Source organism: Parasutterella muris (assembly GCF_943193095.1).
In the GTDB taxonomy this organism is placed as follows: Bacteria; Pseudomonadota; Gammaproteobacteria; order Burkholderiales; family Burkholderiaceae_F; genus Parasutterella; species Parasutterella muris.
The window spans coordinates 1-18779 of sequence record NZ_CALPCV010000008.1 but is presented as its reverse complement, the minus strand read 5'-3'; the positions used below and the strand labels follow the sequence as shown (position 1 = coordinate 18779).

Sequence of the window (18779 nt, the reverse complement as noted above, 5' to 3'; positions counted from 1 at the left end):
GACACTACCTGATCTTGAGAGAAGACAATCCGATAAGTACGAGCACGATCGTAATAATCCAGAAGCGGACCACTACTTGTGTCTCTTTCCACCCCTTCATCTCGAAGTGGTGATGAATCGGCGTCATTAAAAAAATTCGTTTGCCGTGCGTCATCTTGAAATAGCCGACCTGCAGGATCACGGAGACGGTCTCCATGACAAAAACGCCGCCCATGATGAAGAGCACAAGCTCTTGGCGCGTAATGATCGCCATCGTCCCCAGAGCGCCGCCCAAGGCGAGCGCGCCGACGTCGCCCATAAAGACCTGCGCCGGGTAGGCGTTGTACCAGAGAAAGCCCAAGCCCGCCCCAATCAGCGCGGCTCCGACCACCACCACTTCTCCGGCGCCCGGAACATACGGGAAATTCAAATAAGAGGCATAGTCAACGCGCCCGACGACATAAGCAAATATGCCAAGCGCGATACCGACGAGCGCGCTCGGCAGAATCGCCAATCCATCCAAACCGTCTGTCAGGTTGACCGCGTTGCTGGTTCCGACAATCACAAAGTAGCTCAGAACAATAAAGCCCCAAATTCCGATCGGCAGAGACACGCCTTTGAGGAAAGGAATCAAAAGACCGCTCCTTTCCGGGAGCGGTATCGATGTAAAACCGCTCGAAACCCAATCCAGCACGAGACGCCAGATATGGTCATTGCCCGGAGCGGCGACCGCAAAAGCGAGGTAAACCGAAGCCGTGATACCGATGAGTGACTGCCAGAAATACTTCTCTCTTGAACTCATGCCTTCCGGATTGTGATGAACCACTTTGCGGTAGTCGTCACTCCAGCCGACCGCGCCTAAACTCAGCGTCACGAAAAGCACCACCCACACAAATCGGTTGGTTAAATCCATCCATAAAAGCGTGGAAGCGCCCACAGCAATCAAAATCAGGATGCCGCCCATTGTCGGCGTTCCGTCCTTGACTAAATGCGACTTCGGACCGTATGAGCGAACCGCCTGACCGATTTTGAGAAGTTTCAGTTCACGAATAACTTTCGGCCCGAGCAGCAGTCCGATAAAGAACGCGGTCAGCGCGGCAAAGACGGCTCTGAAAGTCAGATAGTTAAAAACTCTGAGCCAGCCCCAGCCAAGGGTCTCGTTCATCCATTGCGTCAGTGCAAGCAGCATAATTAAGCACCTTCCTTCTTCGGCGGATTCTGACGAATACGGTCCGCCAGCTGATAAAGCTTCATAAAGTTCGACGCCTTAAAGAGAACCACGCAGGGTTCTTTGACAATCTCCTCGCGTAGTCCTTCTTCAAGCTCTTCAATTGAGTCAAAGTGACGGGCACCTTCTCCGTACCCTTCTGCGGCGTCCATCATGCGGTTGCCGACACAGAAGAAATGCGCGATACCCGCGTTCCGAATCACCTCTCCGAGCTCCTTATGGAACTGCGGACTCTGCGCGCCAAGCTCGCCCATGTCGCCCGCGACAAAGATCTTTTTCTGCGGATACTGACTAAGCAGCCGGACCGCAGCCAGCATGGAATCCGGATTGGCGTTGTAGCTGTCATCGATCAGCACGGTTCCGTCCTCAAGGACACAGCTTTCACCTCTGTGGCGAACCGGCTCGAATTTTTCCAGCCCGTTCTTGATATCGACTAGATCACGCCCAAGCGCAAACAGAACCGCCGAAGCATTCACCGCGTTCATGAAGTTATGCGCGCCTCTCACTTTCAGCTTGATGCTGATTCGGCCGACCGGCGTAACGAGCAAAAATTCGTCTTCACTTTTCGGAATGGCGTAAACATCGCTGTCTTCCGTTCCGAACGTGACCACGCGATGATTGCCCGCCATCTTTCGCCATTCAATCGCAAAGGGGTCGGTCGCATTAATGACGGCGACTCCCTGTCTTGGCAGCTGGGCAAAAACTTCGCCGTTTTCCTTGGCGGTTTCTGAAAGCGAGGCAAGAAACTCCTGATGGTCCCGCATCGTATTTGTGACCGTGCCGATAGTCGGAGAGACCGCCTGAACAAGCGGCTTCATTTCTCCGATGTGATTCATGCCGACTTCAAACGCGGCGATCTCATGCTCTTTGCGCAGACGCCAGAGCATCAGAGGAACGCCTAAGTCATTGTTGAGGTTTCCTTCGGTACCGACCCAAGTTCCGGGTTCGTATCGATTCTTCAGAATCGAGAGAATCATCTGCGTCGTCGTGGTTTTTCCGTTGGAGCCGGCGACCGCGATAACAGGAATATTAAAGCGCTGACGCCATCCCGCGGCAGACTTCAGCAGAGCGGCTCGAGTATCCTTCACCAGCAGCTGAGGGATGCTGACCGGCACATAATGGTCAACCACGGCCGCTGCCGCGCCCGCGTCTGCCGCGTTCTGCACATACTCGTGGCCGTCATTTTCGCCTTTAATCGCGAAAAAAAGTCCGTTCGGCTCGATTTTGCGCGAGTCAAAATGTACGGATGAAAACTTCACCGCAGGCGAGCCGCGCAAACTCTCTTTGGCGCCGAGCATCTCGGCAAGCTCGCCTATCGTCATTAATACTTCATTCATGCTTTTTCCTAAATTCCATCATTGCGCTGCGGGCTTGTTCCGCATCGGAGAAATGGTGCTTGACACCCTGTATCTCCTGGTAATCCTCATGCCCTTTCCCGGCTATCAGGATCACATCGTCGGAAGATGAGCTGCGGACGGCCTCTCGTATGGCCTCTGCTCGATCCTCAATCATCCGATACGGCTTTACCGCGCCCGCACAGACCTCATGCAAAATAAGCATCGGGTCTTCGCTTCGCGGATTGTCGCTCGTAAAAATCATTTCATCGGCTTCGCATGCCGCGCGTCCCATCAGAGGACGCTTTCCGCTGTCGCGATCGCCGCCGGCGCCGACAACAATCTTCAGTCTGCCGCCTCTGACCTCCGCAAGCTCTCTCAATGCGGCAAGCGCCTTGAGAATCGCGTCCGGCGTATGGGAATAATCCACCGCCGCAAGCAGGCCGTCTTCCGCGGTGACCGTCTGCATTCGGCCGGCAGGCGGATTTAAGTTCTGAGCCGTTTCACAGACAAGCTCAAAATCAAAACCGCTCAAAATACAGGGGGCCGCCGCGCACAAAAAGTTCTCGATATTAAATGTTCCGAGAAGGCGTGTCGTGACGTGCTTCACGCGTCCTTCAAACACCAAATCAAAGCTCAGTCCTTCACGCGCATGGCGGACATTGCAGGCCGTCAAATCATATTTCGCTTCCTGCGAGATGCCGACGGAGAAAACTTTGACTCCGGTGCGAAGCGCGGCCTGCGCCATACGTTCAGAAGCAGGATCACCAAAGTTGATCACAGCATACTCAAGCCCAGGCCAGCTAAAGAGAATTTCCTTAGCTTCGGCGTAGTGCTCCATATCGCCGTGGTAATCCAGGTGGTCTCGGGTTAAATTGGTGAAGATGCCGACCTTGAAAGCGGCTCCTCTGAGACGCCCCTGTTCAAGGCCGATGGAACTTGCCTCGATCGCAAACGCCTCACAGCCTCTGTCTCTTAACTCGGCAAACAATTTCTGTACCGTGAGCGGATCGGGTGTCGTCATTGCCACCGACGGCAGAGGCTCTCCCTGACAGGTGCAGCCGAGCGTTCCGATGCATCCGGACGGTTTGCCAAGCTTTGTAAAAAGCTCGGAAATCCAGTTAGCCGTTGTCGTTTTGCCGTTCGTTCCGGTGACCGCGCACCCGTACATCGCCTGACTTGGGTTTCCGTAGTAATCGGAAGCGATTGCGCCACATTTTTTGTATAAGTCACAAACCTCAGTAAACGGGATCTCGGCCTTGAAGTGAGCAACGGATTCGACAACCGCGCAGCTCGCCCCGAGCTCGGCCGCCTTAGCAACAAACTTGCGGCCGTCGGTGTGCGTGCCGCAAACCGCGAAGAACACGTCCCCAGGCTGAATGCGGCGGCTGTCTAAATACAACGAGGCCTTCGGCCCCGCTTTTTCTTTAATCCACTTTGAGACTTCTGCTTCTTCAACCATTTTCTTTTCCTGCTGAAACGGGTTTGACAGCGCCGATCTGACGTTTCTTATCCTTCTTTTCCGCTACTTTCGGCGCGCCTTTTGAGCCCGTTTTGGCCTGAGCGGTTTTAACTTTTCCTGTCGGTTTTCCGATCGCCACTGCAAAATCCTCGGGACGATCCGGAATAACGCCCATCAAATGCATCGTTTTTGAAACCATTTCCGAGAAGAGCGGAGCCGCGGCGGTAGAGCCGTAGTGCTTTCCCTTCATCGGTTCGTCAACCATGATGCCGACAACGATCTTCGGATCGTGCGCCGGAGCGTAACCCGCAAATCCGGCGACATATTTTTTGACGTAGAGACCGCCTTCAACCTTGTACGCGGTGCCAGTTTTGCCTGCGGCTGTATATCCCTTGACTCGGGCACGCACGCCGGTACCGCCCTTTTCCACAACGGTCGCGAGCATCTTACGCATTTCCTGAGTCGTTTTCGGACTGAAAACCTGCTGCGGTTCTTTGCTCTCCCGATTCTTATAGATGGAAAGCTCGATCATGTCTCCGTTGCGCGCGAACGCGGTGTATGCGCGGACCTGCTGCAGAAGAGACACTGTGACGCCATGTCCGTAGGACATCGTAGCCTGCTCAATCGGCTTCCAGCTCTTTGGCGGACGAAGTCTGCCTGCGACCGCGCCCGGAAATCCGATATGCGGCGCATGACCGAATCCGAGTTTGTCGTAGTAGTTCCACATAGTCTGCGGCGGCATCAGCAGCGCGATCTTAGACGTTCCGATATTGCTTGACTGCTGAATAATTCCCGATACCGTCAGCTCTTTGCTGTAATGCGAGTCGCCGATTGAGTGTCGTCCGAAGGACATGGATCGACCGATTTGGAACAGAGTGTTCGGCGTGACCTTCTTCTCTTCGAGACCCGCCGCGACAGAGAACGGCTTCATTGTTGAACCCGGCTCATAGGTATCGACGATCGCGCGGTTGCGGACACCGGCGCGCGTAATCTTAGAGCGGGAGTTCGGGTCAAAGCTCGGATAGTTGGCGAGCGCCAGAATATCGCCCGTCTTCGGATCAGCGATCACGATCGCACCGCCCTTTGCCTGAAGCGCGGTGACTTGACGCGCAAGTGCCTCATAGGCCATGGTCTGCAGTCTCGAATCGATGGTAAGCATGATGTCTTCGCCGTTTTGCGGCTCTTTAATCCATGCATCCTCGATAATTCGTCCGAGACGGTCCTTGAGCACGCGGCGTGAGCCGGCCGTCCCGGCCAAGCGTTTTTCAGCCGCCAATTCAATTCCCTCGATACCGTTGCCTTCCAGACCGGTCAAACCGACAATCTGAGCCTCGGACTCGCCGTCCGGATAGCTGCGCAGAAATTCGCGTGTCGAGTGTAGCCCCGGAATTTTCATTGCGAGAAGACGGTCTGCGACATCAAGCGGGACCTGACGTTTGATATACACAAAAGTTCGCTTGGAATTGATTTTCTTCGTGAGTTCCGAGAGCGGGACCCCTAAGGTTTTGCTGAGCTCTTTCTTTTGCTCGGCCGTAATCTTCACATCCTGAGGGATGATCCACAATGCTTTTGCCGGAACGCTCGTCGCTAGTACCGAGCCGTTTCTATCCAAGATCAGACCGCGGCGGGCAGGCACCTCGATCGTTCTCTGAAAGCGCATCGCGCCCTGCTTCTGCAGGAACTCCGTGTTAAATCCGAGCTGGAGATATGCCAGTCGGGCGCCCAGTACTAAAAAAAGCGACAGCAGAACAAAGTGCAGGAACTTGCTTCGGCCGGGCGGAATTCGCAGGCGCAGGAGATCCTTGACGCTGTCATCATTGCCGCGTCTTTCTTCGGTGGGCAGAAAGATGTTGTCCCACAGATCCCTGAACCATTGAGTAATTTTCACCGGCCGCCTCCTTTATGCTCGGACGAGCCGTGTTCCAAAATCACGACCTGTTCGTTGGTGACCGGCGCCAATCCTTTTTCCTTGGCCTTGGTTTCTATCTGTCGGCTCTGCTCAAGTGTTGAGACTTCAAGGCGCAGACGGGCCTCTTCATCTCTGAGCGAATGATGAATCTGCTGTTCGCGCTCAAGCTCAATGAAAAGCCTGCGCGCGTTGTGACGGTTGTCCACAACCATAAAGCCGCAGACAAACAGAGTGAGCTCCAGAAGGACGATCACGAAGATCAAAAACTTAAACTCTTTCATCTTCAGACGCCTCCCTCGGGCCAAGGAGCTTCCGTTCTGACGGCAAAGCGAAGCACTGAACTTCGGGCGCGTGGATTCTCCTCGCATTCTTCCTTGGACGGAAGGACGCGTTTGGGGCGCTCAAAGAGCGGTGCGGGCATTTGCTCGGGAAGCAGCGGCAGCCTCGGATCAAGTTTGGATGCGGGGTTGTGCGCCGCCTCAAAGAAACGCTTTACGATTCTGTCTTCGAGCGAATGAAACGAAATGACCGCGAGCACACCTTCGGGATTCAGCAGAGAACCGGCCGCTTCCAAAGCTTCGCAAAGCTGTGTGAGTTCCTGATTCACCTGAATGCGTATCGCCTGGAAGATACGTGTCGCAGGGTGCTGTCCTAAATCCTTTTTATTTCTTGGCAAAGCCTGCGCAATGATGTCGGCAAGCTGCTTTGTGGTTTCAATCGGTTTTGCGTCTCGAGCGGCCGCAATCGCTCGGGCCGCTTTGGTTGCGAATTTCTCCTCGCCGTATTCCTTAAATACGCGGGTCATTTCTCCGACATCGACTTTTGCGATCCATTCAGCCGCGGTCTGACCGCTCGATGTGTCCATACGCATGTCCAAAGGACCGTCAAAGCGGAACGAAAAGCCGCGCTCCGGATCATCGATCTGAGGGCTCGAGACTCCGATATCTAAAAACACGCCGTCCACACGTTCAACGCCAATCTTGGCAAGTTCCTCTTTCATCTGCGCAAAAGGCGCATGGATAATAGAAAACTGTTCATCAGCGATCTCTCTTGCCGCCTCAACTGCCTGCGGGTCCCTGTCAAATGCGATCAGCCGGCCTTTGCTGCTAAGCTTTTCGAGAATCAGGCGCGAGTGTCCGCCTCGACCGAAAGTCCCGTCGATATACACTCCATCCGGCTGCGTCACCAAAGCGTCCGGAGATTCCTTTGCCAGAACAGGCTGATGCTTAAACTCCTTTAACTGCACGATTTCGCTGACTCTTTAAAAATTAAAAGCGGCAGTAATCGCAGACATATCCTCGTTCAGAGCCTGCTTCTCGCACTGCTCCAGCTTTTCAGCATCCCAAAGCTCAAAATGAGAACCCAACCCGACAAGCACGATCTCTTTTGACAAACCGCAGACCGAACGAAGTTCGGAAGGCACCAGAAGGCGCCCGCTCGCATCCATATCCACGTCAACGGCACTGCCCATTACAATGCGCTGGAAGAAACGGGCCCCGTAAGGCAGCGCCAGAAGTTCTTTCTTTTTCTGCTCCCAAATCGGTCTGGGATACAGCAGCACGCAGCCGTCCGGATGGCGGGTAAATGTCATTTGCCCGGCACACAGCTCGGCCAGTGTCTTCCGAAAACGAGAAGGCACAGACAGACGCCCTTTTGCGTCAAGAGAGAGGTGTGGCGAGCCTTGGAACACGAGAAAATTCGTCTAAATTAACTGCAAATATGTAAGCATAATTTTAGCCACTTTTTCCCACTTTTCTCCACTTATTGGAGACCTAAGCCCAAACTGGATTTTCCTCGCCTAATTAATGAGAAGGAATGAGACGAATTAAAGAGTGAAGAGAGCGCGAAGTCCGTCTATAAGCCGGATTCTGTTCAGCGTTGAAAAACGCCTTGGCGGTCATTCATCTAGTCCCAAAGTCACCCTTGGGATCGAGCCATCTACCCGCAGCCTCGCCGGACAGGGTCAGCAGCTGCCTATTTGATGTTGCTCCGTGTAGAGATTGCTCGTTTCACCCGAACTAAATCGGCTCGTCTCTGTAGCTCTAATCCTCGCCTTGCGGCGGAGAGGCGTTACCTCCTACACCGTCCTATGGAGTCCGGACTTTCCTCGGAGGTCTTTCTCCCCTGCGATCGCCCGACAGACTTCGCGCGCAAGACACTTTAGAGACCTTTTGTTTTTTTTGCAACCGGTTTGTCAATAAATAAACACTCAAAATGCTTTCCATCGGCTGAAAAAACGAGTTGATACGCTTTTTTTTATTAGAATTATCAAAGCTTGTGACCCCATAAATAACTGCATTACTAAATGCCTGAACTGAAAAATAAAATTTCTAACTATCTTTTCGGCGCTTTATTGGCGGGTGTAGTTTTTCCCGCAGGCGCTGCAGACCGTTCTGCCTGGGACGCGATTCTGGATACGCTCCCTGCGGGCGCCCTGTCAGCAGAGGACAGAACCGACAGCTACGTCTCGGACAGCTGGAGCGGATTTAAGAAGATCTTCTTTGAAGGCACCGATGGCCTCATTCTGCCTGCCTATACCATTCACCCGGGCTGGGCCTATAAGACACCAAAACGCCGCAACGAAAACGGCTATACCTGGGGCGGCGGCGTCACACGGAATTTCATTGATGATCGCGGCAACCGCAGAATTGTTTACGCGATGGCGTTTTCCGATTCGCACAGCAATATCGAGCCGTTCCTCGGTTACGGATGGCTCTCAAGATGGCGGCTCGGAAATTCGGACTTCTACGCTGAAGCCGGCTACACTCTCGGCATTACCGCCCGCGGTGACTATAAGTGGATCCCGTTCCCGGCCCCGCTACCGCTCCTCGGTTTCGGTACCGACGCTTTTTCTATCTACGGCACGTATGTTCCGTTCAGCAACATCTTTTTCTTCTTTGCCAACTACGCGACCGACGCCAAGGGAAACAAGAGTCTGGATTTCTCGAGCAACAATCTGTTCTCCAACCGTTTCCTGATTTATGCAGGCGGCGGCTATCAGAAAAACGACATGAAGGGAATGCCGCATAACGCGACAACCACTTCCGAAGGCGCCTACAGCGGCGGTATCAGATTCTTTGTAACGCCGCATTGGGCACTCGACTTCGGCATTACACAGTCGGCAGAGCAAAAGGTGCGCTCTCAGGGACGCCAAATCGGCAGCTTCAAGCTCAGAGGCTACCAGCTCACCGCTCAGTACCATATGCAGGCTTCCGATTCCGTCAAGCTCTATGCGGGCATCGGTGCCGGCTATTTCCGACTTCAGGGTTCTAAATTTGAAGCAGGAACCAGCTACCACAAAGGAGATTTCTCTCCCGTGGTGCAGGCGGGCGGCACTTACGCTATCACTAAGAACCTGCATATCACCGGCGGTGTGGACTTAGCGTTCCCGCGCTATGAAACACACACGGCGGATTCTTCCTACTCAATGAGGCCCTCGCCTGCGACATTCAAAATTGCGGTCGGTCTGGCCTTCTAAAGAATTTTTTAAGGATATCTTTATCTTTTTCATTTAGGATAGCGTCCACACAAGGACGCTATTTTTTATTTAATCAATGCACTGGAGAAGCGTTATGGACCAGAACGAGGTTCTTTTTGACAGAGCCCAAGAATCAATTCCCGGCGGCGTGAACTCACCTGTTCGCGCATTCCGTTCGGTTGGCGGCGCGCCGCGTTTTATTGAAAAGGCGCTCGGACCGCATATGTTTGACATTGAAGGCAAACGTTATATCGACTACATCGGCTCTTGGGGCCCCATGATTCTCGGTCATAACAATCCTAAGGTAATTGAAGCCGTCAAACACACCGTCGATAACGGTTTAAGTTTCGGCGCACCGACCAAGGCCGAAGTCCTGATCGCTGAAGAAATTAAAAAACTGATTCCTTCCATTGAGGAAGTTCGTTTGGTTTCTTCCGGCACGGAAGCCGGTATGAGCGCGATTCGTCTCGCCCGCGGCTACACCGGCAGAAATAAGATCGTGAAATTCGAAGGCTGCTACCACGGCCATAGCGACTCTTTACTGGTTAAGGGCGGATCCGGTCAGCTCACCTTCGGCACTCCGAGCTCAGCCGGCGTGCCTGAAGCCGTCACAAACGACACCATCGTCCTCGAATACAACAATCCGCGGATGATTCGAGAACTCTTTGACAAGCAGGGCGACGAAATCGCCTGCGTGATTGTCGAAGCCGTTGCCGGCAACATGAACATGGTTCCCGCCACGCAGGAATTCCTCAACGCGATGCGTGAAGAGACCGCTAAGCACGGCGCGGTTCTTATCGTTGACGAAGTCATGACCGGTTTCCGAGTCGCGCTGGGAGGCGCTCAGTCAGTTTACGGTATTGATCCGGACATCACTATGTTTGGCAAAGTCATCGGCGGCGGCATGCCCGTCGCGGCTTTCGGCGGCAAACGTGACATCATGAACTGTGTCGCTCCGCTCGGCGCCGTCTATCAGGCAGGAACTCTCTCCGGAAACCCGGTCGCGGTTGCCTGCGGTCTTGCAACTCTCAAGGAAATTCAGGCTCCTGACTTCTACAAGCGCCTTTCCGCTCAGGCAGCCAAGTTAGTCCGCGGTCTCGGCGAAGCCGCCAAAAAACACGGCGTGCAGTTCTCTGCTCAGAGCATGGGCGGCATGTTTGGTATCTATTTCCGCGGCTCCTGCCCCACTTCCTTTAAAGAAGTGATGGAATGCGACGGCGAACGCTTCAAAACGTTCTTCCACGCCATGCTTGATAACGGAGTTTATTTAGCCCCGAGCATCTACGAGGCCGGATTTGTCTCCATTACGCATGACGATTCCGTCATTGCCCGCACACTTGAGGCCGCTGACAAAGCCTTTGCTGAAGTCAAGCGCGTCCACGGTTAATCTCACACTCTCCGCGGGGCCCCGCCCCGCGGCTTCCTGTCTTTTGTATGTCATTTCTTCGCCTCCTTAGACTTCTGTTTTTATCCCTTTTCTTCATTGGTCTGAGCGTTCAGGCCCAGCCGTGGAAAAAACCGGAGCCCGTTCAGGCCGAACTGGTCAGTCGTTTTCACGACGCCGTTCCGGGCACAGAATTCGAAATCGGCCTTTTACTCAGGCATGACAGCAAATGGCACACTTATTGGAAGAGCACCGGCGACACCGGACTTCCTACCCGAATTCAATGGTCGCTCCCGCAGGGATGGCACGCCTCTGAGATTCTTTGGCCGACACCTGCCGTCTTTAAGATCGGCGATCTCGTCAATTACGGCTACGGCGATGAAGTGCTTCTGCCGGTCCGTATCTCTGTTCCCGCAAGCGCAAAAGTCGGTTCCGTTCAGGACATTAAAGCCGAAGTTTCGTGGTTGATGTGTGCAGACCAGTGTGTTCCCGGCAAAGCGAGTCTGACGCTTGCCGTTCAGGTCGCGGACAAAGACGGCGGTGCAACAAAGGCAAGTACGCTCTTTGAGGCGTCTCATACCGCAATGCCGAGCCCTCTCTCAGACGCCTCCGGCGTTTTCGATCCCAAGACGCATGCGGTGCGCGTAACTTTCAAATCCACAGAACCGTTTCATCATTTTTATGTCTTCGCCGAGGGCGACGACTCTGTTGTTGTATACGGCGCTCCGCAGTCCGTATCCCGCTCTGCTGACAAAATCTCCGTGACGCTTCAGGGTACGGATGAGCTCAAAGCCGGTTCTCAATTCTCCGGCGTGTTCGCTGCCGACGGAGGTCCTCTAAAAGGCGGCTGGGCCGGATCTTTTTCCGTCCCTCTTGAAAGCGGTACGGTTGCCGCCCCCACTGTTTCAGACGACACCCCGCAGACCGGCCTTTCTTCTTGGCTCGCAGTCGCCATGGCTTTTATCGGCGGTCTGATCCTTAACGTCATGCCGTGCGTCTTTCCGGTACTCTCGCTCAAAATTCTCAGTCTGGTACAGGATCGTCAGCGCATCAATCTGCCGCTTCACGGCGTGGTTTTCACACTCGGTGTTCTGCTCACCATGCTGGTTCTTGCAGGCGTACTCATTGCGGTCAAGAGCGCCGGTATTTCTGTCGGCTGGGGCTTCCAGCTGCAGTCTCCGATCTTTGTCGCTTCGCTTGCCGTGATTTTTGCGGCCATTAGCGTCAATCTGCTCGGCTGGTTTGAATTTTCCTGCGTCCGCGTCAGCGGCGGAAGTTACTCCAACTCTTTATTGAACTGTTTCGCGACCGGCGTTCTGGCGGTTGTCGCAGCCTCTCCCTGTACCGCTCCTTTCATGGGCGCTGCGCTCGGTTACGCGCTTACCGCTTCGATCCGGGAATCTATTTTTGTATTCCTTGCGCTTGGGCTTGGCATGAGCCTGCCTTGGCTTGTGCTTTCTCTCTTCCCGGTGCTTACCGCCTGGATGCCGAAACCGGGCGCATGGATGAACGTCTTCAGAAAGCTGATGGCGATCCCGATGCTTCTGACGATGATCTGGCTTTTGTGGGTTCTCTCCCAGCAGGTCAGCTTCACTGCGCTTGTGCTGTACATCGCGGCCGTCATCTCTCTTTGCGTCTGTCTTTTCCTGTATGGAAAACTGCAGTTCTCACTTTTAACGGCCAAACTGCCGATCGTTCTGAGCGCTGCCTGCGCCGTACTTCTCTTTGCAGCCGCATCCTCTCCGCTCTTTAGGCAGCCCGATGCCGCGGTTCAGGCCGCAGACGCCTGGTCGCCTCAGGCAGTCGAAAACGCTCTGAAAGCAGGCAAACCTGTTTTCGTGGACTTTACTGCCTCCTGGTGCGTCACGTGCCAGGCAAACAAGATTGCTGTACTCGATCGTGAGGACATTCGCAAAGCCTTTAAACAGCACGGCGTCGTCTTTCTCGTTGCCGATTGGACCAATCAAAACCCGGATATCACACAGGCGCTCGAAAGTTTCGGCCGAAGCGGAGTCCCTCTTTATATCCTCTACTCACCTGACGGAAAAACGACGGTTTTGCCGGAATTGCTTACAAAAAACATTGTGATTGAAGCTTTAGATAAACTTCCATCTAATTGATTTTTATAAATTTACAATATCACTTTGGGTAAATTCGACGTCCGGTCTATTGCGTTAGGGTTTCTACGGAGTACAGTCCGTACCATCTGATATGGAGGATTGTATGTCTTTTAGAAAACTTACAGCCGCTTGCCTTTGCGCCGCGGCTCTTACTATGACCTTCTCCGTAAACGCTCAAGAAGCGCCTATTACGCTTAATCCTGCTACGTCTACGATTGCAAAGCTCGCATCTATGGGACGGATGAAGTTTGGTGAATTTCCGGTCGATCAGGCTGAAATTAACAGCGCCTCAAATTTCCTAATGAATCGAGCACAGCAGTACGGCATTCCGATGTCAAGAGATCAGTCTCTGATCGCCTTAGGCTATATTTCCGGCCAGCTTGGCGTGCTGATGCAGCTGCCGAGTGAGACCGCTCACCATGCTCCTAATGCCGCTGCGCCCGCCGCTCCGGTTCAGGCTGCACCGATAACACCGTCTATGCCGCAGGCGCAGACTCCTGCTCCGGAACAAGCTACACCTCAGGTTCAGCCCATGCCTCAGGTTCAGCCCATGCCTCAGGTTCAGCCTGCTCCACTGACACTGCCTATGCCCCAGGCTCCTGCCGCGGCTCAGTCAGCTCCGATGCCGCCTGACGCAATTCCTATGATTCAGGTCCCGATGATGGGTGGCATGATGATGGTGCCGCAGACAGTTGATCCGCAGGCTCCGATTCAGCAAAACACAGCGCCTGCGCAGAATGCTCCGGCTCAGCAGCAGTAATCACGCCTAAACGATCAAACTAGGTCCGGCCTCCGCTTTTTGCGGAGTCTTTCTTTTATGATGTGATTCTCTTGTGAGGAATTAAATATGCAGGAACTTGATGAAGCCGGCTTTGCAAATCGCATCTCTTCCGGTTTGGATTTCAATGAAATGCTGACAAGAATGCTGCAGCAGAACGGATACACTTCAGACAACAGCAAAAAAGGCCTTAGAAGCGCGCTGAAAGATTACGACGCTGTTTTTCACAAGGAACCTCCGAAGTGGCTCTCCCTCATCTGGCCTTCAACTGCAATGAGCCTTGTTCACCTCTCGCTCGCAAAAAAGACTTCCCTGCCTGATACCGTCGATCTTCCCCAATGCGCATTAAAAAACGGTCTTTAGACTTGCGCCTAAAGACCAAAACTCGTTAGGAGGAGGAGTTAATTTTTAAGGGGATTCTTTATTTTTTCCAGCCGTAGAACTCTGTCAGAACGTCCCAAGCAACCTGCTGCAGGTGCTTTGCGTCTTCAGGCTTGAGCGGCTTTTCGCATTCGCCGGGATACTTCATGCCGACCGGGCTCTTCTTGAACAGAAGACCGTAGAGCATTGCGCCGTACAGGTAAGAACCGGCAGCTGTCGGATGGCTCTTATCCTTCTGATGCATCAGAAGATCGGGGCGACGCTTCAGACTTTCAGCAAAAGCAAGTCCGACAGGCAGAGCGATTGCGCCGTTGGCGTTCGCTTCGGAAATGATGGAATCGGCAAGACGCTTTGTGTCTTCCGGCTTGTCCTGACGGGCCCAAGTCACGACAACGATCGGTTCTGCGCCTTTCGCTTTAATGGTCTCAACATGTTCCTTCAGATACTTCTTGAAAGTGGGGATGCTCTTAGCAGCGATCGGTTCGGACGACATGCCCTGCAGGACAACGACGTCAAACATCGGGTTGATCAGCTCTTTCTTATCATCAAATTTTGCGTACGGATCCATCTCGTGCGGACCCATATACTGCGGAACGTCATGATAGGAAAGTCTGCCGGAACTGATCGTAATGATTCTGGCTTTCCAATCGCGTTTATCTTCTCTGGTCAGACCGCGCAGATAGCCGTGAACACCGCAGTTGTAGAAGCTGTAGGAGTTTCCGACGATTAAGCCGGTTTTAGGATTGTGATTTTTGATGTCGGTAACTGTCGGCTTAACATCCGTTTCCAGCGCGTTAACGCTCATTGAGGCAGCTGCCAGGAAAAGCGCAGAAATTAAAAGTTTCTTCATAGTTCGATCCTTATTTAATTTAGGCCCCTTGCGGGGCCTTGGAGTAACGGAGTTAGCTCAGGAAGACGAAGTCGGCGATCATGACGGTGATCATGCCGGCGATCATCGGGATCCATGTGCGGCGTACGATAGCCATCGGGGAGACACCGGCAGCACCGGCAACCGCGATGATAACGCCTGCAACCGGAGACATGGCGCGAAGCATGCCGGAAGCAAACTGCATCGGAGTAACGAAGGCAGAGACTGTTCCGCCTAAGCCGCCGGCAACTTCAGGTCCGAGAGCAGCGAAGCTCGAGAACGCGCCGACACCGGAACCAGTGAGGAATGTTACGATACCGACAACAGCAGTCAGAACAGCTGTCATACCATTGGCGCCGAGACCAAGGTTCTGAGCGTGAGCAATCAGAGCACCGATCAGACCTGTCACTTTCAGACCTGTAGCGAAGAACTCGGCACAGATGATCAGCGCGACGATGGATGCAAACATACCGCCCATGGCTTTGAAGATGAAGGCACCGTCAGCAAGGACTGCTTTAACATCACGACGACGGATAAGTTCAACAAGGATTGTGAAGACCCAAACCAGAAGGAGAGCGGAGATCGTGTTCAGTTTGACAGCGGAATAAACCAGCTTGCTGAAGATAATCATCAGGAAGATGGGCAGAGCCGGAAGAATCGCATACCAAGCGGGAACATGGCGATCGTCGTCTTTCTTAGTCAGGATGGCTTCAGTATAGACGTCGTCGTTCTTCTTGTCGTAGTACTTCTGAACAAAATAGTGGCAGATAGCAACAACAATCAGAGTCGGAATCGCAACGGGAAGCTGGCATTGAACGAAGTAAATGATCGGATCAAGATCAGCAACTTTAGCTGCAAGGTTTGCAGTACCCGCGGCCGGCCCTAAGGTCATACCGGCGGATGTGCCGATGACAGCAGATGCGGCAGCCGGAGAGCAGCCGACACCAGTAAGAATCGGGAAGAGCGCAACCAGGAGAAGCATCGCCAGGCCGGCAGCACTCGGAATCACGGTAACCAGACACTGGCCGATGAAGTAACCCATAACCAGAACGAGGTACGGAGAGGACAGCGCGTTAAGCGGTTTGACGCAGACCTTAACCAGAGCGCGGGCAGCGCCGATACGGTCCATGTAGGCAGCGTAGCCGCCGGCAACCATAATCAGGAAGCCGATGCCGGAAACCTGTTTGGTCGCGATCGAGCGAAGCAGGTCAAAAATGTCGAAAAGGACGAAGCCCGACGGTTTGACACCTTTGGGAAGGAAACCGGTAACGCCGCAGACAACAGCGAAACCAATCATCGCGAGACCTGCAAAAAGCAGAACCATTGAGGTCGACATTCGTTTAATAATGGCCCAGCCTGCTAGCAGTGTCACTACTAGGGCGAACCAAGGGAGTAAGGCAGTCATGTTTATTCTCCTAGTTTGTTAAATTCTTGATCCAGATTTGAGAGGCTTGTTGCAATAGCTTGGGATTTTTGCTCCGCCCAGTCGCTGCTGAGCTTGTTTTCGGCTGCTTGTTCGGCAAGCATGCGCTGGAGCTCTTCAGGCTGCGGACCGCCTAAAGTCTTTCTGTTGTGAACGATAGAGACAGGATTTAACGCATCCTTGAACTCCTGTTCACTCATCGGAAGTTCGGGATTGCCTTCCGGATATTCGGTTTCAATAACTTCGCGGTAGATTTCACGCATCTTTTCATGCGGGAACTGAAGCGGAAGAATGTTGTTGGCCCTCGCGTAGCCCACCATCTTGCTCGCGACGTGGTGACCGATGCGGAAGGGCACGCCGTACTCTTTCATCAGACGGTCGGCAACTTCCTGACTGGCGGTCCAGTCACTGTTCAGCTCTTCCAGAGCGCGGTCTTTGTTGATGACCAGAGCGTTAAGGACACGGTTGAACATCGTGAGCGTCTTAACCGCATGCTGAGCAAGTGCACCGTTGTGACCCTGTGTCTTCGGGTCAATCATGCCGCTCTGCAGGTTATGAGCGCGGAAAATTTCAGCCTGAGCTTCACCGATAACGCTTGAAGCTTCGGTTCTGCAGTTGTTGACCAGACCCGGATTGCGTTTCTGCGGCATCGCGGAAGAAACGTAAGTATTGTCTCCGCCTTCCTGAAGCAGCATCCAGGGACGAGCCTGAGCATACTGAACCATCAGGTCTTCAAGGAAGACATTGATGTGCAGGCAGATGCCCGCAAGGATAGAAGCGAATTCGCAGGGCAGATCGCTCTGACCAACCTGTGTCGCGTCATAAGCGTTTTCCGCGACAGCGGCAAAGCCAAGACGTTCAGCCATCGCTTTACGGTCAAGCGGCCAGCAGGTGCCGTTGAGCACCGTGCTTCCCATCGGGCAGCGGTCAAGGCGTGCGTAGAACTGTCTCATCTTTTCTGCGTCACGATTGAATCCGGCGAGGAACGCAAGGAAATAATGCGCAAGGCTGTTGGGCTGAGCGGCAACACCGTTGGTGTAGTTCGGAACCACTGTTTCGCGGTTCTTGTCGGCAAGCGCTGTCAGTGTTTCTTTGACAGTGTCGAGCGCGTTATAGACTTCAAGAACGTGATCTCTCAGAAGAGCCGATCTGTAAGTCGCGTGCATATCCTGACTTGAACGGCCGGCATGCATCAAAGTGATCTCAGGACCGGCTTTCTTCAGCATCAGCGGCTCAAAGGTGATATATGTCTTTGCGCGTTTTGTCGGATCGGCCTCCCCGTCTGCAAGTACTTCGCGCAAAGCCTTGGCGGCTTCCAGCGCGATCGGCATGGGAAGAAGACCCTGGCGTGAATTAATAACAAGCGTGGCTTTGTTAATTTCTCCAAGCCAGAAAAATTCGTCTCTAAGGGACATTCTGTTTTCTCCGGGTTTGATTTGATTTTCTTATTTACATTCTGAAATTTTTTCTTTGACAAGCCCATGCAAAAAGAGAAATTGAATTTTGCGTAATTCGCAAAGTAATTGCGTATTTATCATGATTGCTCGCAACTGCATGTTTTATCATTCTTTTACCTAACTAGAGGAAAGTAAATGTCAAAACTGGATGATCTCAGCGCATGGCGTATGTTTTGCAGTCTTTGCAAAACCAGAAACTTCTCTGATACCGCTGCAGAGTTTGATGTCGAAGTTTCTACCGTTTCACGGGCGGTCTCATCGCTTGAAACGGCTCTGGGGCAGGATCTGATTAAACGCAATATGCGGCCGCTTCAGCTCACTGAAGTCGGCAGCGCCGCTTATGAGAGCGCGATTCATGTCATTCGACTTCATCAGGAGATGATTGCCGAGCTGACGCAGCGCTCCGCGCAAATCGACGGCAAAATCCGCCTTTCTCTTGCGCCGGGCTTTGTGACACGCTACATGATGCCGATGCTGATGGAATTCAATTCCATGTATCCGGAAATCTCGTTTGATATTGTCGGCGGCGGAAACCTTGCTGACGTGCTTCAGTACAAAGCAGACATCGCTGTCGTGAGCTTTAAACCGACCGATTCCCGACTTATTTCATTCTCACGCGGCAGAAACGTCTATGTTCCGGTCGCTTCGCCCCAATACATAGAAAAATACGGTATGCCTCAGCACCCGAGCGAGCTGAGTCAGCATACCGTGCTGCTTTATGACGGGACTGTCCGTCATGCGACTAAAACGCTCTCGAACGGAGAAGAAGAAACAGAAATAAAATGGCAGAAAGTCGTGCGCGTCGGGAATATTCTCGCGATTAAGCGTTCCGTTCTGGACGGCCTCGGAATTGCGGTTGACCTCCCTCTTCTGCACTGTGCCCAAGAAATTGCCTCTGGACAGCTGATACCGATTCTCCCCGGCTGGTACCACCCTCCGGTCGAGTGCTTTATCGTAACAACGAAATCCAACTGGCGC

At 53.2% G+C, this 18779-nt stretch carries 16 protein-coding genes and 1 other RNA gene; 6 read left to right on the top strand and 11 right to left on the bottom strand.

Annotated elements, in window-relative coordinates:
• Positions 1–4: 4 nt before the first annotated feature.
• From mraY to rnpB, 8 genes are all read right to left on the bottom strand, one after another.
• Positions 5–1168, bottom strand: a complete 1164-nt coding sequence (gene mraY / locus NFR90_RS04410) for a phospho-N-acetylmuramoyl-pentapeptide-transferase (RefSeq protein WP_160334607.1) — start codon at positions 1166–1168, stop codon at positions 5–7.
• A 2-nt stretch (positions 1169–1170) separates the two neighbouring features.
• Positions 1171–2544 (bottom strand): UDP-N-acetylmuramoyl-tripeptide--D-alanyl-D-alanine ligase, encoded by a 1374-nt coding sequence (locus NFR90_RS04405; protein WP_251450979.1) that lies wholly within the window; start codon positions 2542–2544, stop codon positions 1171–1173.
• A complete protein-coding gene (locus NFR90_RS04400; protein WP_251450977.1) occupies positions 2537–4003 on the bottom strand; it encodes a UDP-N-acetylmuramoyl-L-alanyl-D-glutamate--2,6-diaminopimelate ligase in 1467 nt (488 codons plus the stop codon). Before NFR90_RS04400 ends, NFR90_RS04405 begins: the two co-directional genes overlap by 8 nt.
• Entirely contained in the window at positions 3996–5891 is a 1896-nt protein-coding gene (locus tag NFR90_RS04395; protein WP_251450975.1) for a peptidoglycan D,D-transpeptidase FtsI family protein, read from the bottom strand. Before NFR90_RS04395 ends, NFR90_RS04400 begins: the two co-directional genes overlap by 8 nt.
• Positions 5888–6193, bottom strand: a complete 306-nt coding sequence (gene ftsL, locus NFR90_RS04390; protein WP_160334603.1) for a cell division protein FtsL — start codon at positions 6191–6193, stop codon at positions 5888–5890. Before ftsL ends, NFR90_RS04395 begins: the two co-directional genes overlap by 4 nt.
• Before the next feature lie 2 nt (positions 6194–6195).
• Positions 6196–7158 carry a 16S rRNA (cytosine(1402)-N(4))-methyltransferase RsmH gene (gene rsmH / locus NFR90_RS04385; RefSeq protein WP_251450973.1) on the bottom strand — a complete coding sequence of 321 codons (963 nt, stop codon included), beginning with the start codon at positions 7156–7158 and terminating at the stop codon, positions 6196–6198.
• 15 nt (positions 7159–7173) lie between these two features.
• Positions 7174–7602 carry a division/cell wall cluster transcriptional repressor MraZ gene (gene mraZ / locus NFR90_RS04380; protein WP_160334601.1) on the bottom strand — a complete coding sequence of 143 codons (429 nt, stop codon included), beginning with the start codon at positions 7600–7602 and terminating at the stop codon, positions 7174–7176.
• 151 nt (positions 7603–7753) lie between these two features.
• Positions 7754–8058: RNase P RNA component class A (gene rnpB, locus NFR90_RS04375), an RNA gene on the bottom strand.
• Positions 8059–8217: 159 nt separating this feature from the next.
• Here rnpB and NFR90_RS04370 point away from each other — a divergent pair.
• From NFR90_RS04370 to NFR90_RS04350, 5 genes are all read left to right on the top strand, one after another.
• Complete coding sequence (locus NFR90_RS04370; RefSeq protein ID WP_251450969.1) at positions 8218–9390, top strand: outer membrane beta-barrel protein; 1173 nt, start codon at positions 8218–8220, stop codon at positions 9388–9390.
• A 94-nt stretch (positions 9391–9484) separates the two neighbouring features.
• On the top strand, positions 9485–10777 hold the full coding sequence (gene hemL, locus NFR90_RS04365) for a glutamate-1-semialdehyde 2,1-aminomutase (protein WP_251450966.1): 1293 nt from the start codon (positions 9485–9487) through the stop codon (positions 10775–10777).
• 47 nt (positions 10778–10824) lie between these two features.
• Positions 10825–12894: a protein-disulfide reductase DsbD family protein gene (locus tag NFR90_RS04360; RefSeq protein WP_251450964.1), complete on the top strand. Its 2070-nt coding sequence runs from the start codon at positions 10825–10827 to the stop codon at positions 12892–12894.
• Positions 12895–12997: 103 nt separating this feature from the next.
• A complete protein-coding gene (locus tag NFR90_RS04355) occupies positions 12998–13654 on the top strand; it encodes a serine/threonine protein kinase (RefSeq protein ID WP_251450962.1) in 657 nt (218 codons plus the stop codon).
• 87 nt (positions 13655–13741) lie between these two features.
• On the top strand, positions 13742–14035 hold the full coding sequence (locus NFR90_RS04350) for a hypothetical protein (RefSeq protein ID WP_160334596.1): 294 nt from the start codon (positions 13742–13744) through the stop codon (positions 14033–14035).
• 58 nt (positions 14036–14093) lie between these two features.
• Here NFR90_RS04350 and NFR90_RS04345 read toward each other — a convergent pair whose 3' ends face one another.
• Genes NFR90_RS04345 through NFR90_RS04335 form a run of 3 tightly spaced genes read right to left on the bottom strand, consistent with a single transcriptional unit; the run spans position 14094 to position 17759 of the window.
• On the bottom strand, positions 14094–14903 hold the full coding sequence (locus NFR90_RS04345) for an SGNH/GDSL hydrolase family protein (protein WP_160334595.1): 810 nt from the start codon (positions 14901–14903) through the stop codon (positions 14094–14096).
• A 52-nt stretch (positions 14904–14955) separates the two neighbouring features.
• Positions 14956–16326, bottom strand: coding sequence for a C4-dicarboxylate transporter DcuC (gene dcuC, locus NFR90_RS04340; protein WP_251450960.1), 1371 nt, complete (start codon positions 16324–16326; stop codon positions 14956–14958).
• A gap of 2 nt (positions 16327–16328) precedes the next feature.
• Positions 16329–17759 (bottom strand): lyase family protein, encoded by a 1431-nt coding sequence (locus NFR90_RS04335; protein ID WP_251450958.1) that lies wholly within the window; start codon positions 17757–17759, stop codon positions 16329–16331.
• A 177-nt stretch (positions 17760–17936) separates the two neighbouring features.
• Here NFR90_RS04335 and NFR90_RS04330 point away from each other — a divergent pair.
• Positions 17937–18779 (top strand): LysR family transcriptional regulator (locus NFR90_RS04330; protein ID WP_251450957.1); only part of this gene is annotated, 843 nt, incomplete at its 3' end.

Coding starts and splice junctions, on each gene's coding strand:
- mraY (WP_160334607.1), bottom strand. CDS start 1,168: ATGCTGCTTGCACTGACGCAATGGATGAACGAGACCCTTGGCTGGGGC.
- NFR90_RS04405 (WP_251450979.1), bottom strand. CDS start 2,544: ATGAATGAAGTATTAATGACGATAGGCGAGCTTGCCGAGATGCTCGGC.
- NFR90_RS04400 (WP_251450977.1), bottom strand. CDS start 4,003: ATGGTTGAAGAAGCAGAAGTCTCAAAGTGGATTAAAGAAAAAGCGGGG.
- ftsL (WP_160334603.1), bottom strand. CDS start 6,193: ATGAAAGAGTTTAAGTTTTTGATCTTCGTGATCGTCCTTCTGGAGCTC.
- NFR90_RS04370 (WP_251450969.1), top strand. CDS start 8,218: ATGCCTGAACTGAAAAATAAAATTTCTAACTATCTTTTCGGCGCTTTA.
- hemL (WP_251450966.1), top strand. CDS start 9,485: ATGGACCAGAACGAGGTTCTTTTTGACAGAGCCCAAGAATCAATTCCC.
- NFR90_RS04360 (WP_251450964.1), top strand. CDS start 10,825: ATGTCATTTCTTCGCCTCCTTAGACTTCTGTTTTTATCCCTTTTCTTC.
- NFR90_RS04355 (WP_251450962.1), top strand. CDS start 12,998: ATGTCTTTTAGAAAACTTACAGCCGCTTGCCTTTGCGCCGCGGCTCTT.
- NFR90_RS04350 (WP_160334596.1), top strand. CDS start 13,742: ATGCAGGAACTTGATGAAGCCGGCTTTGCAAATCGCATCTCTTCCGGT.
- NFR90_RS04345 (WP_160334595.1), bottom strand. CDS start 14,903: ATGAAGAAACTTTTAATTTCTGCGCTTTTCCTGGCAGCTGCCTCAATG.
- dcuC (WP_251450960.1), bottom strand. CDS start 16,326: ATGACTGCCTTACTCCCTTGGTTCGCCCTAGTAGTGACACTGCTAGCA.
- NFR90_RS04335 (WP_251450958.1), bottom strand. CDS start 17,759: ATGTCCCTTAGAGACGAATTTTTCTGGCTTGGAGAAATTAACAAAGCC.